The 16,066-nt window shown below is 61.0% G+C and carries 10 protein-coding genes; 9 read left to right on the plus strand and 1 reads right to left on the minus strand.

The annotated features are described in order from the left end of the window. Positions 1–167 precede the first annotated feature (167 nt). Positions 168–2,063 (plus strand): ATP-binding protein, encoded by a 1,896-nt coding sequence (locus tag RLW55_RS04595; RefSeq protein WP_423415730.1) that lies wholly within the window; start codon positions 168–170, stop codon positions 2,061–2,063. 80 nt (positions 2,064–2,143) lie between these two features. Next, the gene (locus RLW55_RS04600) at positions 2,144–3,112 is read left to right on the plus strand and encodes a GNAT family N-acetyltransferase (RefSeq protein ID WP_423415731.1); all 969 of its coding nucleotides are present in this window, start codon (positions 2,144–2,146) and stop codon (positions 3,110–3,112) included. A gap of 69 nt (positions 3,113–3,181) precedes the next feature. On the opposite strand, the gene RLW55_RS04605 is transcribed toward RLW55_RS04600, so the two are convergent. After that, positions 3,182–5,455 carry an NADP-dependent malic enzyme gene (locus tag RLW55_RS04605; protein ID WP_409561673.1) on the minus strand — a complete coding sequence of 758 codons (2,274 nt, stop codon included), beginning with the start codon at positions 5,453–5,455 and terminating at the stop codon, positions 3,182–3,184. Positions 5,456–5,764: 309 nt separating this feature from the next. Here RLW55_RS04605 and mutS point away from each other — a divergent pair, with 309 nt between their 5' ends. The 7 genes from mutS (at position 5,765) to RLW55_RS04640 (ending at position 16,059) form a co-directional block, all read left to right on the plus strand. Further along, the gene (gene mutS / locus RLW55_RS04610) at positions 5,765–8,494 is read left to right on the plus strand and encodes a DNA mismatch repair protein MutS (RefSeq protein ID WP_423416379.1); all 2,730 of its coding nucleotides are present in this window, start codon (positions 5,765–5,767) and stop codon (positions 8,492–8,494) included. Beyond that, positions 8,491–11,289, plus strand: a complete 2,799-nt coding sequence (locus tag RLW55_RS04615) for a [protein-PII] uridylyltransferase (protein ID WP_409561671.1) — start codon at positions 8,491–8,493, stop codon at positions 11,287–11,289. The genes mutS and RLW55_RS04615 overlap by 4 nt, the downstream gene beginning before the upstream one ends. A gap of 134 nt (positions 11,290–11,423) precedes the next feature. Further along, a complete protein-coding gene (gene murJ / locus RLW55_RS04620; protein ID WP_423415732.1) occupies positions 11,424–13,004 on the plus strand; it encodes a murein biosynthesis integral membrane protein MurJ in 1,581 nt (526 codons plus the stop codon). Positions 13,005–13,081: 77 nt separating this feature from the next. After that, a complete protein-coding gene (gene trpS / locus RLW55_RS04625) occupies positions 13,082–14,119 on the plus strand; it encodes a tryptophan--tRNA ligase (RefSeq protein ID WP_409561669.1) in 1,038 nt (345 codons plus the stop codon). A gap of 89 nt (positions 14,120–14,208) precedes the next feature. Continuing rightward, positions 14,209–14,709, plus strand: coding sequence for a universal stress protein (locus tag RLW55_RS04630; protein WP_409561668.1), 501 nt, complete (start codon positions 14,209–14,211; stop codon positions 14,707–14,709). Between the two features lie 126 nt (positions 14,710–14,835). Then, the gene (locus RLW55_RS04635) at positions 14,836–15,390 is read left to right on the plus strand and encodes a NifU family protein (protein ID WP_423415733.1); all 555 of its coding nucleotides are present in this window, start codon (positions 14,836–14,838) and stop codon (positions 15,388–15,390) included. 78 nt (positions 15,391–15,468) lie between these two features. Continuing rightward, the gene (locus RLW55_RS04640; RefSeq protein WP_409561666.1) at positions 15,469–16,059 is read left to right on the plus strand and encodes a malonic semialdehyde reductase; all 591 of its coding nucleotides are present in this window, start codon (positions 15,469–15,471) and stop codon (positions 16,057–16,059) included. Positions 16,060–16,066 lie beyond the last annotated feature (7 nt).

Consider the following 16,066-nt stretch of genomic DNA (forward strand, 5'->3'; position numbering starts at 1 on the left):
AGCGGCCTGCTATTGCGACAGTAGATTTGATCGACGCCGCTGTGCGCTTAACCACGTCTCTTTAGACTCTGTAAAAGTGCACTGGCCGACTGTGCCCCGGCATTTAGGGGCCAAAGAAATTGTTTCGAAAACTGATTTACTCGCGACCTGTCGGGGAGCGTATGGACATGCAGCCATCGCCCGGCGACAACAGGCGAGCGACTTGGACATGGCGCGTGTGCGCGTCAACGGCGGCTATCATCGGCACGCTTTTGCTTGTCCTTGGCCTTGTCTCGAGCGCCGTGACATTCGATAGCGGCCTCACTGCCGCTTTTGTTGGCGTCGCGGTGCTGACCGCGGCCACGATCTTTTGCGTCACGCCGCCCTGGAAATTGTGGCGTCAGAAAACGCCCGTCGCTCAACGTGATGCAAGGCGTGCTGACGATGACATCGAAGACCTCAAGGATGCGCATTGGCGCCTATCCGACAACGCCGTCCGCTATCGCCAATTTTTGGATTCGCAGCGCGACTTCATCGTCCGCCGCGCGAAAGACGGTCGTCTTGTCTTTGCGAATACGGCATTCCTTGAAGCCTTCGGGGTGCGAAGCGAGGACATTCTCGGCTCGCGCTTCCGGCCGCATATCCTGCGCAGCGAATCCACGGTCGGCATATCGGCCACCAACTTGCGAACGATTGAGCTTCTGCCGACGCGGCGCGGCAAACGCTGGATCGCCTGGGACGAAACGGAAGTCTTAACCCAGGACGGCGCCATCGAAATCCAGAGCGTCGGCCGCGACATCACCGTCGAGCGTGAAATCGAAGAGCGGCTGCGCGGCGCCCGCGATCGCGCCGAGACGGCCAACCGCGAGAAATCCCGCTTTCTCGCCGCCATGAGCCACGAAATCCGCACACCGATGAACGGCATCATCGGCATGATCAGCCTACTGCGCGATACTCAGCTTGATCCCGAGCAGAGAACCTATGCGCGCGTTGCGGAAGATTCCGCTCGCGCCCTTCTCGGTCTGATCGACGGCATTCTCGATCTCTCCAAAATCGAGGCGGGAAAATTCGAACTGGCGAACGAGATCTTTTCGCTCCGGAACTGCATGACCCAGATGATGCAGCTCATGGCGCCAGATGCTGCCGCCAAGAAGTTGACGTTGACTTTGGCGATATCTGACGCAGTGCCTGAGTGGGTTCGGGGGGACGAAATCCGTCTGCGCCAGATCATCCTCAACCTGTTGTCGAACGCCATAAAGTTTACCGACACGGGCGGCATCTCCGTCAGCATCTCCATTGCGAATGATCCCCCTGCCAATCCCGACGCCGTGCGCATCGCTATCGAAGTCGCCGATTCCGGCATCGGTTTCTCGCCCGACGCGGCCCGCCGCCTTTTCAACGAGTTCGAGCAAGACGCAAGCGCGATGAACCGCAATCCGGCAGGCACCGGCCTCGGCCTCGCGATTTCAAAACGCATCGCCCAGGCCATGTCCGGCGACATCGTCGCTTCGGCCGGCCCCGACAAGGGCGCCGTCTTCACCGCTCGGGTGGAACTCCATGCTGCCGGCGCGCCGCCGCTCACGGCCGGTTCGCTCGTGCCAGAGGAAAGCGGACGAGACGGCTCCGAAACTGCCCTCCGCCGCGCTCCTTGCCCGCCGTTTCGCGTTCTGGTCGCCGAGGACAACCAGATCAATGCCCTCCTCGCCTGCAAAATCATCGAACGCGCCGGCGGCACGGCGACCGTGGTCGAGGACGGACGTTCCGCAATCACGGTGATGTGGGAAGTGCTGGAGCGCAAACGTCCTGCTTTCGACCTCGTGCTGATGGACGTCCTGATGCCCGAGATCGACGGCATCATGGCCACCAAATCGATCAAAGCGCTCTATCGGGAACGCAAGGACGCGGCCCTTTCCTGTCCGCCGATCATCGCGCTGACGGCGAACGCCTTCGCCGAGGACCGCGACCGTTGCCACGCCGCCGGAATGGACGACTACCTCGCCAAACCCTTCGACGCCCGCAATCTCCACGACCTGCTTCTCAGGTGGGCACCCCAGCCCCTTCGCGCCGCCCCACCTGCGGCTTGATCAGCGGACGTTTCGATCTAAAAACTGTCACGGAATCGTGCTAGCGGCGTGTGCTAGAGCACCGTAGGGATTTCCATCCGATGTGGCAGGCAATTGCAGACCGAAGCAAACGTAAGCCCGGCCGTCTCGGAAAGCTCCCGGCGGGCCTTGCCGCCATTGAAGCGCTGAGCGCTCCCGCCCGCCGCCTCAAGGGCTTCGCCCGCGACATCGAGCCAAAGGTGTACGGCCGCGTCGGCAATCTGGAAGTGCGGTTGGCCCGCACCTGGACCGAGATCAAGCTTGCGCAACGTCTGCGCTATCAGGTCTTTTTCGAAGAAATGTCGGCGGTGCCGAGCCGCCTCGCGCAATTTCGACGTCGCGATGAGGACGCCTACGACGCGCTCTGCGATCATCTTCTTGTCGTCGATCTCGATAAGACAATGCCCGGACGCGCCGGTCGTCCTGAACGTCCGAAAGTCGTCGGCACTTACCGCATTCTTCGCCAGGAAATCGCCGAGCAAGGCCCCGGCTTTTATTCCGCCGGCGAATACGACATCGCCCCTCTTCTCAAAAGCAAGGCGGCGACCCACCGCTTCATGGAGCTTGGCCGCTCGTGCGTGCTCGCCCCCTATCGCAGCAAGCGATCGGTCGAACTGCTGTGGCACGGCCTTTGGACTTACGTCCGCGAAAATCGCATCGACGTGATGATCGGCTGCGCCAGCTTCGAAGGCATCGACCTCGAAGACCACAAGATGGCGCTGAGCTACTTGCATCACAAAGCCCTGGCGCCGCTCGAATGGCGCGCCAGTGCCCGCGATCCGCTCGGCGTCTCGATGAACCTGATGCCGATGGCCGACGTCGATCAGAAGGCAGCGCTGAAAGCCATGCCGCCGCTGATCAAGGCTTATCTGCGCTTAGGGGCCTATTTCGGGGACGGCGCCGTGATCGACCGGCAGTTCGGCACGACCGACGTGCTCGTCATCATGCCGGTCGCAAAAATCGATCCGCGCTACTTCGACCACTACGGCGCCCCGGCCGAAACCAAGAGCCGCATTGCCGTCGACGCCTGATCGCCTCCGACCTGAAAATTCCCTCGCCCTGTTGGGAGAGGATCAGTGTGAGCGGCCAGAAATAGCCCGCTATTCCTTCCCCGCACCATACGCGGCCAGCGCCGCCATGTTGACGATGTCCGCGTCCGTCGCACCGAACGTGCAGATCTGCACCGAATGCGACAGCCCGGTAACAATCGGCCCAATCAGCGTTGCACCCGCAAGCTCCTTGATCATCTTCGTCGAGATCGACGCGGCGTGGAACGCCGGCATCACCAGAACGTTTGCAGTGTCCGACAACCGGCAGAACGGATAGTGCTCCATCAGGCTGCGATTGAGCGCGACGTCGGCCGCCATGTCGCCGTCGTACTCGAAATCAACGAGACGCTCGTCGAGAAGCCGCACGGCTTGGCGCACCTGCTCCGAACGCTCGCTTTTCGGCTGCCCGAAGGTTGAGTAGGCAAGCAACGCCACTCGCGGCTCGATGCCGAAATAACGCGCAGCCCGCGCCGCTTCGACGGCGATATCTGCAATCTGCTCGCCTGTCGGCAAATCGTGAATGCTCGTGTCGGCGATGAGCACGGCGCGGCCGCGGATCAGCACCAGCGACACGCCGATCACATGGCGGCCGGGCTTCTCGTCCATGACCCGGTGGATGTCGGCATAGACGCTTGTCCAGTTGCGGGTCACGCCGGACACCAGCGCATCGGCATGCCCGTGCACGACCATCAGCGCGGCGAAAATATTTCGCTCATTGGTGACCAGACGCTCGCAGTCGCGCTTCAAATACCCGCGCCGCTGCAATCGCGCATAAAGAAACTCGGTAAACTCATCGAGGAACGGCGACTCGCTCGTGTCGATCAACTCGAATTCCCGGCGAAGCGGAATGCCGAGTTCGCGGAAGCGATCGGTGACGACTTTCTTCCGCCCGATCAGGATAGGCTGTCCATAGCCCTGCTGGAAGAACGTATGCGCCGCACGGATAACGGCAGGCTCCTCGCCTTCGGCAAACACCACGCGCTTGGGATCGTTACGAACTGCGTCGAACGTTGATTGCAACCAGCCCTGCACCGGATCGAGCCGCGCATTGAGGCGTGCAACGTAGCCTTCCATATCGACGATCGGATTGCGCGCAACGCCCGAATCCATTGCCGCTTTCGCGACAGCGGCGGAGACGTGCGGCAGCAGGCGCGGATCGAACGGCGCCGGAATGATGTATCCAGGACCGAACGTCGGGCGCTCGCCAAGAAACGCCGCCGCAACCTGATCGGGAACCTCGGCCCGCGCCAGCGCCGCAATCGCTTCGGCAGCCGCGATCTTCATCGCGTCGTTGATCGTCGTCGCATGCACGTCGAGCGCGCCGCGGAAGATGAATGGAAAGCACAGAACGTTATTGATCTGGTTCGGGTAGTCCGAACGGCCGGTCGCCATGATGGCATCGGTACGTACCGACCTCACCTCTTCCGGCGTGATCTCAGGATCCGGGTTGGCCATCGCAAAGATGAGCGGCTTTGGCCCCATCTGCGTAACCATCTCTCGCGACAGCACGCCGGCCGCCGACAGTCCGAGGAAAATATCGGCGCCGCCGATGACGTCACTCAACGTCCGAGCGTTCGTCTTCTGAGCGAAAGGCGCCTTATAGGGGTCCATCAGCTCCTTGCGACCCTCGTAGACGAGACCTTTGATATCGCAGACGTAGATGTTCTCGCGCTTGAGACCTATCTTCACGAGCAAATTGAGACAGGCGAGCGCCGCAGCACCCGCGCCGGCGCACACGAGCTTCACGTCGCCGATATCCTTTTCGACGACGCGCAATCCGTTCAGTACGCCTGCTGCAACGACGATGGCCGTCCCGTGCTGATCGTCATGAAAAACGGGAATATCGAGCAGCTCTTTGAGCTTCTCTTCAATCACGAAGCAATCGGGCGACTTGATATCTTCGAGGTTCATGCCGCCGAACGACGGCCCGAGATAACGCACCGAATTGATGAATGCATCCGGATCGGGCGTATCGACGAGCAGGTCGATGGAATCGATGTCAGCAAATCGCTTAAACAGCGCCGCCTTGCCTTCCATCACCGGCTTCGCTGCCAGCGCCCCGAGATTTCCAAGCCCCAGAATGGCGGTGCCATTCGACACCACGGCAACGAAATTGCCCTTGCTCGTGTAGGCGTAGGCATCGCGCGGATTTTCGGCGATGGCCTGAACTGGAATGGCAACGCCCGGAGAATATGCCAAAGACAAATCGCGCTGCGTCGCCAACGGCTTCGTTGGCGTAATTTCGAGCTTGCCGGGCTTGCCGTTGGCATGGAATGCAAGCGCTTCTTGAGCCGTCACGTGGGCTGCGCGGTGAAGGGAGGGCATGATGTTGACCGTTCAGGATTTCGTGCGCCAGGGCAGTGTTGCCCAAACACACATCAGGGGATAAGGGCCGGCACGATAGGTTGCGGGAGCCGGGACGGCAACCTATGCATATCCAGCGCTTGGATGGGGCGGCGAGACGTTCCTTTTCGCGCCTTTCGTAAAGCCGAACAGGGCAATTTGAAACGTAATCTCTTGATGTCCAGAACCGACGAGCCGCGCAAGAGCAGGCGGCCAGAATCGGCGCCGTCGGCGCCTGCCGAAGTGTCGCAGAGCAGCACTACGCCCGCGACGCCCGAGGCCACGCCCTCCATGGCCCAATACCTAGAAATCAAAGCGGCCAATCCCGATAGTCTCCTTTGGTATCGGATGGGCGATTTTTATGAGCTTTTCTTTGACGATGCGGTCATCGCCTCCGAGGCGCTTTCGATTGTTCTGACCAAGCGCGGCAAACATCGGGGCGAGGACATCCCAATGTGCGGCGTCCCCGTGCACCGCGCCGACGAATATCTGCAAAGGTTGATCAAGCAAGGGCACCGCGTCGCGGTTTGCGAGCAGCTCGAAGACCCAGCCGAGGCGCGGAAACGCGGCGCCAAGGCCGTCGTCAAACGTGACGTCGTCCGCCTCGTAACCCCCGGCACGCTGACCGAGGAAGCCCTGCTCGACGCCAAGGCGCGCAATTACCTGACGGCCGTTTTCCTCGCCACCCCGGCTGAGTTGGGTCTCGCATTCCCGGACGCCCGCGTCGCGCTCGCCTCGATCGATATTTCGACCGGCGAATTCGAGGTCTCGGAAGTGTCAGGCGTCGATCTTTCCGGCGAGCTGATCCGCCTGGCGTCGAGCGAAGTTCTCGCCGCTGACACGCTCATCGGCATGGAAACCTTCACACGGACGGTCGATTATTCCGGCGGCAAGACGACGCCCATTCCATCCGCCTATTTCGATAGCGCTTCCGGCGCACGCGATCTCAAAGAATGCCTTGGCGTCGCCGATCTCGCCGGTTTCGGTTCGTTTTCACGCAGCGAACTCGCCGCCGTCGGCGCCGTTCTGAAATACGTCGACCTGACGCAGATGGGGCGAAAGCCGCTGCTGCAAGCCCCGCGCCGGTCGGGGAGCGAGGCCCTCTTCATTGATGCCGCCAGCCGCGCCAGCCTCGAACTCGTGAAATCGACGTCGAGCGACAAATCCTCGACCTTGCTTGCCGCGATGGACCGCACCATTACCGGCGGCGGCGCACGTGAACTGCAAGCCCGAATTGCGAGCCCACTGATCGCGCCCGCGGCCATCGAAGCTCGGCTCGACGCTGTGTCCTTTCTCGTCGACAACCGGCGTCTGACGGACGAACTTCGTGACTGTCTGCGCGGCACGCCCGATCTCGCGCGTGCCCTTCCGCGACTGACGTTCGGCCGTGGCGGCCCGCGCGATCTTGCCGCCGTGCGCGACGCCATAGACGCAGCATCCAACGCCGCGAATATGCTGAACCGCGCCGCAACCCCGCTCCCGTTGCCGCCCGAGCTGCAATCCATCAGCACGCGTCTTGAGGCCGTTCCGGCAGCCCTTGCTCACGCGTTGAAGAATGCCCTTGTCGACGATCCGCCGCTGCTTCGCCGCGACGGCGGTTTCATCCGCGAAGGCTACAATTCCGATCTCGACGCGGCACGCGCTCTGCGTAACGACAGCCGCCGTGTCATGGCTGAGCTTGAGACCCGCTACATCGAGGAAACGGGCATCAAGACGCTCCGCGTGCGCCATAACAACATTCTCGGCTTCTACATCGAGGTGACGCAACTCAACGCCAAACCGCTGATGTCGCCGCCGCTATCCGAGCGATTCCGTCACCGCCAGACGATGGCAAATGCGGTACGCTTCGCGACCTCCGAACTGCTCGAAACCGAAGGCCAGATTGCATCCGCCAGCGAACGCGCACTCAATCTTGAGCAAGAAATCTTCACGTCGCTGACGGAAGACATCTCAACCGCAACAGACGCGCTTGGCGCAGCGGCCGCCGCGCTTGCCGAACTCGACGTTTACGCGTCTCTGGCATCGCTCGCGCTGGAACAGGGCTATGTGCGCCCATCCATCGACGAAACGTCCGCCTTCGAAATTCGCGGCGGCCGCCATCCCGTCGTCCAGCAGGCACTTGCGAAGCAAGGCGGATCGGCATTCATCGAAAACGATTGCATTCTCGGACGTAGCGGAACGCCGCAAGCACGGGACGACGAAAACGAACTCCCCGATGCCCGCATCTGGCTTGTAACCGGTCCGAACATGGCCGGCAAATCGACGTTCCTGCGCCAAAACGCACTCATAACTGTGATGGCGCAAATGGGCTCTTACGTGCCCGCGCGCGCAGCCCACATCGGCGTCGTCGACCGGCTGTTCTCGCGCGTCGGCGCCTCCGACGATCTGGCGCGCGGCCGATCGACTTTCATGGTCGAAATGGTCGAAACGGCTGCGATACTCAATCAGGCGACGAAACGCTCGCTCGTCATCCTGGACGAGATCGGCCGCGGCACCGCAACCTTCGATGGGCTTTCGATTGCGTGGGCGACAGTCGAATATCTCCACGGCGTAACGAAGGCCCGCGCCCTCTTTGCCACACACTACCATGAGCTGACCGTACTCGCCCGCCGTCTCGACGACATCGCCAACGTCACGATGGACGTCGCCGAATGGCACGACACCATCGTTTTCCTGCACAAAGTGAAGCCCGGCGCGGCCGACCGCTCCTACGGCATCCAGGTGGCAAAGCTCGCAGGCCTTCCCGATCCTGTCGTCGCCAGAGCGCGCCAAGTGCTCGCCCGCCTTGAAAAAGCCGACCGCCGGCCCAAAGCCGGGGACGAAAGCATCGATGATCTGCCGCTATTCTCCGTGGCGCGGCCCAAAGGCGCATCAGGCGGCGCGTCGGCCAATGATGAGCCTTCTGCCGTTGAAAAGCTGCTCTTGAACATGCATCCTGACGATCTCTCGCCCAAAGCGGCGCTCGAGAAGCTCTATGAACTCAAGGCTCTGGCCGAAAATTTGAAGAAGACGAAGCCTTGACCGACGATACCGTGAACGTCCTTACCCCGCCGCCCTATTTTGACCGGCTCGCCGCCCGCCGCGAGTTGACGGGGCATTTCAATGCCAGCAACGCCTCGCACGCGGAAGCGCGCCCCAAGGTGCTGGAAAGCCTCAAAGGCCTCGTCAAGAATGCGCGCGAATCTGCCCGCACGGCGCTTGAAGCCGACGGCAACGGTCGCCGCTGCGCCGCGGGCCTGAGCTTGTTTCAGGACGAGTTGCTGCGCCTCATTTACGATTACACGGTGACGCATGTTTATCGCGCCACCAATCCCTCCGACGCCGAACGTATGGCGATCGTGGCGACAGGCGGCTACGGCCGCGGACTGCTGGCGCCGGGCTCCGACATCGACCTGCTGTTTCTGCTTCCTTACAAGCAGACGCCGTGGGGCGAGAGTGTCGTCGAATACATGCTCCTGATGCTCTGGGATCTGGGCTTCAAGGTGGGGCATGCGACGCGTACGGTCGATCAATGCCTGAAGCTCAGCCAGGCCGACATTACCATCCGCACTGCACTGCTCGATTCCCGATTGATCCTCGGCGACACGCAACTCTTTGCCGAATTCGAGGATCGCTTCCGCGCCGAAGTCGTGAAAGGCACCGCGCGCCAATTCATCGACGCCAAGATGGCCGAGCGCGATGAGCGCACGCGCCGGGCCGGCGAAAGCCGCTACAAAGTCGAACCCAACATCAAGGACGGCAAGGGCGGCTTGCGCGATCTCCACACGCTGCAATGGCTGTCGAAATACATCTTCAACCAAGAAGTCGGCGCCGCCGCCGTCGAAGCTGGCATTTTCACGCCGGAAGAAGTCCAGACGTTTCGCCGCTGCGAAGATTTTCTGTGGCGCGTGCGCTGCTTTCTGCATTTCCTCACCGGCCGCGCCGAAGAGGTTTTGTCGTTCGAAGTTCAGCCCGCGATGGCGAAGAACCTCGGCTATACGTCGCGTGAAGGTCTCCGCGCTGTCGAACGCTTCATGAAGCATTACTTTCTGATCGCAAAGGACGTCGGTGACTTGACGACGATTCTATGCGGTGCGCTGGAAATGCAGCAGCTGAAAACATCGCCCGGCTACAAGCGCCTGTTGAGCCCGCTAAGCTGGAAAACGCGCCGCGAAGTCCGCGAAAAAACCGATTTCCGCATCGACAACGATCGGCTCAACGTCACCGACCGCGAGGTTTTCGCGCGCGATCCGGTCAATCTCATTCGCTTCTTTGCGCAGGCCGCGAACACCGGCGCGTATCTTCATCCCGACGCCATCCGGCTGCTGCGTAGTTCGCTGCGCCTGATCGACGACAAGCTGCGCCACGACCCCGAGGCCAACGCCATTTTCCTTTCGCTGCTGACGGCGAAGGGTAATCCCGAAGCCTCGCTCCGGCACATGAATGACGCTGGCGTCCTCGGCCGCTTCCTGCCGGAATTCGGTCGCATCGTCGCAATGATGCAGTTCAATATGTATCATCACTACACGGTCGATGAACATCTGCTGCGCACGCTCGGCAACATCGTTGCTATCGAGCGCGGAGAGCTTGCATCCGAACTGCCGCTTTGCACGGCCATCTTCTCGTCGATCCAAAACCGCCGCGCCTTGCTTGTCGCCGCGTTCATCCACGACATCGGCAAGGGCCGGAAGGAAAGCCACTCGATCGTCGGCGCCCGCATCGCGCGCAAGCTATGCCCGCGGCTCGGGCTGACGGCAGCCGAAACCGATCTCGTCGCCTGGCTGCTCGAAGAGCATCTGACGATGAGCAACTTTGCGCACTCACGCGACATTTCAGATCCCGACACCATCCGCGCGTTCGCCGACATCGTACAAAGCCCGGAGCGCTTGAAGCTTCTTCTGCTGCTGACCTGCGCCGACATTCGCGCCGTCGGCCCCGGCGTCTGGAACGGCTGGAAAGGCCAGCTTTTACGCACACTTTATCATGAAACCGAACCGCTCGTGGCGGGCGGCCACACCCAGATTCCGCGCGACGAACGCATCGACAAAGCGCAGGCGGCACTCCGTCAGGCACTCGTCGATTGGCCAGCAGACGTCGTCGACGACTTTATCGACCGGCATTATCCGAACTATTGGCTTCGCACCGATCTTTCGACGCAGATCGCGCATGCGAATGTCCTGCGCGATGCCATGCAATCGCGCGGCAAGTTCGCGACCAACATCAAGACCGATGCCTTCACTGCCATCACCGAGCTGACGGTCTTCGCGCCAAACCATCCCCGTCTTCTCTCGCTGTTTGCAGGTGCATGCGCCGCCGCGGGCGCCAACATCGCCGGCGCTCATATCACGACCACCCGCGACGGCTACGCGCTAGATACCTTCCTGCTCAATCGCGAATTCCAGGACGACGAGGATGAGCTGCGCCGATCTCGCCGCATCATCAACACCATCGAAAGCCTGCTCAACGGCAAAGAACGGCTATCGACGTTGCTCAAGAAAAAACGCATCGGCACGCGCGGCGTCGAAGCCTTCACGGTGGAACCCGAAGTCGTCATCAACAACGCGCTGTCGGATCGCCTGACCGTGCTCGAAGTGTCCGGGCGCGATCGCCCCGGTCTTCTCTATGAGTTGACGTCGGCACTGTCGGACCTTTCGCTCGACATTTCCTCCGCACACGTGACGACGTTCGGCGAAAAAGCTGTCGACGTCTTCTACGTCACTGACCTCCTCGGCAAGCAGGTCGTCAACGAGACCAGGCAGGCCACATTGCGGTCGCGCCTCAGATCAATCCTCGATCCGGCCCGCCCGAAAAGCGCGACCGAGCCCGCCAGAGTTTGATGCTTGTGCCGGCGCGTGACTTCACGGCCACGGCCCACAAGGCAGCCGCCGGGCCATCAAATTGCCGGATGTCTACGGCCTGAAGCCGGTTTAAGAGGGCAAATCTGCTTTGTGGCACGACGCGAACCTTTTCGATGAAACTTTATAAATCGTTTGCCACCGTCGGCGGCTTGACGCTGCTAAGCCGCGTCTTCGGCTTCATGCGCGATATCCTGATCGCCGCCACGCTTGGATCGGGCTGGGTCGCGGACGCCTTCGTCGTCGCCTTTCGTTTCCCCAATCTCTTTCGCCGCCTCTTCGGCGAGGGCGCATTCAATTCGGCGTTCGTGCCAATCTTCGCAAAAAAACTCGAAGGCGACAGCCCCGAAGCTGCCCGACGCTTCGCCGAAGACGCGATGGCGGGCCTCCTGTTCGTGCTGCTGATCGTTACCATCGTCGCTGAAATTGCGATGCCGTTTCTGATGTACGGGTTGGCGCCCGGCTTCGACGCCCGACCAGAGAAATTCGATCTCTCCGTGCTGCTGACCCGCATCACGATGCCGTACCTGCTCTGCATGTCGCTTGTCGCGCTGATGTCGGGTGCATTGAACTCGGTCGGCCGCTTCGTCGAAAGCGCATCCGTCTCGATCGTGCTCAACGGCGTGATGATGGTCGCGACGCTGGTCTCGATGTGGATGGGCTACAAGGCCGAACCGGAAGCCGGCATCATCCAGGCTTGGGCCGTCTTCGTCGCCGGTTTTCTGCAGCTCGCCGTGCTGATATGGGGCATGCACCGGGCTGGGATGCGTCTCGGCATCCGCCGGCCACGACTGACGAACGACGTTCGCCACCTTGTCCGGCTCGGCATCCCAGGCGTCATTTCCGGCGGCGTAACCCAACTCAACATCGCCATCGGAACGATCATCGCATCGCTTCAGCCGGGCGCCGTGTCCCACCTCTATTACGCCGATCGCATCTATGAATTGCCGCTCGCAATTGTCGGCATTGCGGTCGGCATCGTGCTGCTGCCCGACGTCGCGCGCCAACTCAGAGCCGGTAACACGGCGGCCGTAATGGACAGCCAAAACCGCTCGCTCGAATTCGCACTGCTGCTGACGGTACCCGCAGCATTTGCACTCGCCGCGATCCCGACCGACATCGTCCGCGTGCTGTTCGAGCGCGGCGCTTTCGGCCCGAAAGATACCCACGTCACGGCGTCTGTGCTGGCGATGTTTGCACTCGGCCTGCCCGCATTCGTGATGATCAAAGTATTTTCACCGGCCTATTACGCTCGCGAAGACACCAAGACGCCGATGCGCTACGCCGTGATCAGCCTGACGGCAAATACCATCGGCTCGATCGGACTGTTTTTCCTGTTCCGCCATCTCGGCATGCTGCCGCAGCTCGGCATCGCCATTGCAACGGCAATAGGTGGCTGGCTCAACGCCTATCTGCTGTGGGCCACACTGAGCCGCCACAGCGATTTCGTCGCCGACAGCCGCATCAAGCGCAACCTCCCCCTGATCCTGTTGGCCAGCGCGGTCATGGTGGCGGCCCTCCTCGCCATCAGCCACTGGCTGTCGCCCCATTACGGGCATGACACGGGGTTTTTGGTAAAAGCCTCGATTCTCGGGATCGAGATCGGCGCCGGCCTGATCATTTACGCCCTAATCATCTTGGCAACCGGCGTCATGACGGTCGGTCAACTCGGCCGTCTGGTGCGCAAGCAACGTTAGGCAATGCGCAAGACTTGCGCGGCGGCCGCATGCACGCGATAAGGCCGCCAAATCATTTCAACACCGGTACGGATCCCATGAAAATCACGCCGCGCGTCTTCTCGGGCATGCAGCCGACAGGCAGCCTGCATCTCGGCAACTATCTCGGCGCGATGGTCAACTGGATCAAAATGCAGGACACCCACGAGTGCATCTATTGCGTCGTCGATCTGCATGCGATCACGGTAGCGCAGGACCCCGCTGAGCTGAGAACGGCAATCCGTCAGGTCACGGCCGCCTACATCGCCGCCGGTCTCGATCCGAAGAAGAGCATCCTCTTCAACCAGTCGCAGGTCTCCGCCCACGCCGAACTCGCCTGGATCTTCAATTGCGTCGCCCGCTTGGGTTGGCTCAACCGCATGACGCAGTTCAAGGAGAAGGCCGGCAAGGATCGCGAGCAGGCCTCCGTCGGCCTGTATGCCTATCCCAACCTGATGGCCGCCGATATTCTCGCCTATCGGGCGACGCACGTTCCCGTCGGCGAAGACCAGAAGCAGCATTTGGAACTCGCTCGCGATATCGCACAAAAGTTCAACAACGACTATTCGGCTTCGATCATCGAGAACGGCTTCGCCGACGGCATTTTCTTCCCCCAGCCGGAGCCCGTCATCACCGGGTCGTCGACGCGCGTCATGAGCCTGCGCGACGGCACGAAAAAAATGTCGAAGTCCGACCCATCCGACCTCTCGCGCATCAACATAACGGATGACGCCGATACGATTGCGAAAAAGGTCCAGAAAGCCAAAACCGATCCCGAACCGCTGCCAAGCGACGAGACAGGTTTCGCAGGCCGCCCGGAAGCCGAAAACCTGATCGGCATCTACGCGACGCTTGTCGATAAGCCCGTTGATGCCGTTCTCGCCGAGTTCGGCGGTCAGCAGTTCTCGTCGTTCAAGAAGGTCCTGGCGGACGTGCTCGTCGCCCGCATCGAACCCATTGCTATCGAGATCAAGCGGCTGTCAGCCGATCCTGCCGAGATCGACCGCGTCCTGGGTAACGGCTCGGCGCGCGCCCGCGAAATCGCGTCGCCGATCATGGACAAGGTCAAGGATATCGTCGGCTTCATCCGCAGCTGATCGCTTACCCACACGTTCCCTGAAGTTGCATATGGCGGCAGCACTTGCCGCCATTGCGGCCGCAGGGCGGGAGTGGCAGCATCCGGACCATGAAACCGCGTCGCTCATTCGAAGAAGGCCATCGCCGCAAGTTCCTGATCGTCGTCGACGAGAGCCAGGAAGTCGAAAGCGCGCTCTATTACGCTGCGAGCCGCGTCCAGCGCTCTTCGGGCATGATCATCATGCTCTACGTCATCGAGCCGAGCGAGCTGCAGAACTGGGCGGGCGTCCGTCAGATGCAGATCGACGAAGAGACGACGAAAGCCAAGGCCCTGTTCCGCCTCTTCCGCCGCAAACTCGCCCACGCTGGTTTCGAGGCTGTCGAAACCGAAGATGTGATCCGCGAAGGCCGCACGCCCGAAGAGGTCAACAAGCTCATCGCCGAAGACGAAGACATCGCGATCCTGGTGCTCGGCGCGTCTATCGACGCCAAAGGCCCCGGACCCCTTGTCGCATCCCTGGCGGCAGGCCGTGCGGGCGGCGGATTTGCGGTTCCCGTAACGGTCGTGCCGGGCCAACTTTCACTCGCGGAAATCAAGGCATTGGCCTAAATTGGCCACAAATCCGAGCCGGGCGATAACCTCGACACGGCGATTTGGCGTACCTATATTAGAAGCGTTCCAATCACCCGCCGGCGGGCGATGCTCATTCGGCATCGGACACGAAGTGAGGCCAGCATGTTTATTCAGACCGAAGCGACGCCAAACCCGGCAACGCTGAAGTTCATCCCCGGCCGTGACGTCCTCGCTGACGGCACCGCCGATTTCCGCTCGAAAGGCGACGCTGTAGCCTCACCGCTTGCGGCCCGGCTTTTCGCGATCGACGGCGTCAACGGCGTGTTCCTTGGCTCAGACTTCATCTCGGTGACCAAAGGCAACATCGAGTGGCAGCACCTGAAGCCGATGGTCCTCGGCGCGATTATGGAACACTACATGTCCGGCGCCGCGGCAACGGACGAGGAAGACGCTAACGACAGCAGCGCCGAAAACTATGATCCGCAGGACGAATCGATCGTCGCCACGATCAAGGAGCTGCTCGAAACCCGTGTGCGCCCCGCTGTCGCACAGGACGGCGGCGACATCACCTTCTCAGGCTTCCGCGACGGTGTCGTCTACCTGCACATGCGCGGCGCCTGCTCAGGCTGTCCAAGCTCGACCGCGACCCTGCGGCACGGCATCGAAAATCTCCTGAAGCATTTCTTGCCGGAAGTGCAGGCCGTAGAACCGATCTAAACTGAGAATTTCTTCCTTTGAACCCCGCCTCGGCGGGGTTCTTCGTTTCTGGACCTAAAAACAACCACGGAAATGGAAATGACCACACCACTCGATCATGCCGCATTCGATCAATTGTTTGATAAGGCACGCACAAACAATAAATGGCAGCCGCGCGACGTGCCTGACGATCTATTGAAGCAGATTGTCGAGCATATGAGATGGGGTCCGACGAGCGCCAACTGTTCGCCCGCTCGAATTGTTTTCGTGAAATCGCCAGAAGCGAAAGAGCGTCTAAAACCGCACCTCAGCCCTGGAAATGTCGATAAAACAATGGCCGCACCCGCGACCGCGATTATCGCCTACGACTTGAAATTCTACGAATATCTGCCGCGCCTCTATCCGCCGGCAGACGCCAAAAGCTGGTTTGTCGGCAAAAAAGAGCACGCCGATACGACGGCATTTCGAAATGGCAGCCTGCAAGGCGGCTATTTTATTCTGGCGGCCCGCGCGCTTGGCTTGGATTGCGGGCCAATGTCAGGCTTTAACAATGCCGCCGTCGACGCCGAGTTCTTCGCTGGAACCGACATAAAGGCGAATTTCCTATGTAATCTGGGATATGGCGACCCGGCGGGTGTTTATCCACGTTCGCCACGATTTAGCTTCGACGAAATGGCATCAATCGTATAAAAAGCCG

The sequence above is a fragment of the Hyphomicrobium sp. B1 genome, assembly GCF_049532635.1.
Lineage (GTDB): Bacteria > Pseudomonadota > Alphaproteobacteria > Rhizobiales > Hyphomicrobiaceae > Hyphomicrobium_B.

What these genes read in the sequence shown, in the direction of transcription:
- RLW55_RS04595 (WP_423415730.1), top strand. Translation starts at nt 168, where the DNA reads ATGCAGCCATCGCCCGGCGACAACAGGCGAGCGACTTGGACATGGCGC.
- RLW55_RS04600 (WP_423415731.1), top strand. Translation starts at nt 2,144, where the DNA reads ATGTGGCAGGCAATTGCAGACCGAAGCAAACGTAAGCCCGGCCGTCTC.
- RLW55_RS04605 (WP_409561673.1), bottom strand. Translation starts at nt 5,455, where the DNA reads ATGCCCTCCCTTCACCGCGCAGCCCACGTGACGGCTCAAGAAGCGCTT.
- mutS (WP_423416379.1), top strand. Translation starts at nt 5,765, where the DNA reads ATGGCCCAATACCTAGAAATCAAAGCGGCCAATCCCGATAGTCTCCTT.
- murJ (WP_423415732.1), top strand. Translation starts at nt 11,424, where the DNA reads ATGAAACTTTATAAATCGTTTGCCACCGTCGGCGGCTTGACGCTGCTA.
- trpS (WP_409561669.1), top strand. Translation starts at nt 13,082, where the DNA reads ATGAAAATCACGCCGCGCGTCTTCTCGGGCATGCAGCCGACAGGCAGC.
- RLW55_RS04630 (WP_409561668.1), top strand. Translation starts at nt 14,209, where the DNA reads ATGAAACCGCGTCGCTCATTCGAAGAAGGCCATCGCCGCAAGTTCCTG.
- RLW55_RS04635 (WP_423415733.1), top strand. Translation starts at nt 14,836, where the DNA reads ATGTTTATTCAGACCGAAGCGACGCCAAACCCGGCAACGCTGAAGTTC.
- RLW55_RS04640 (WP_409561666.1), top strand. Translation starts at nt 15,469, where the DNA reads ATGACCACACCACTCGATCATGCCGCATTCGATCAATTGTTTGATAAG.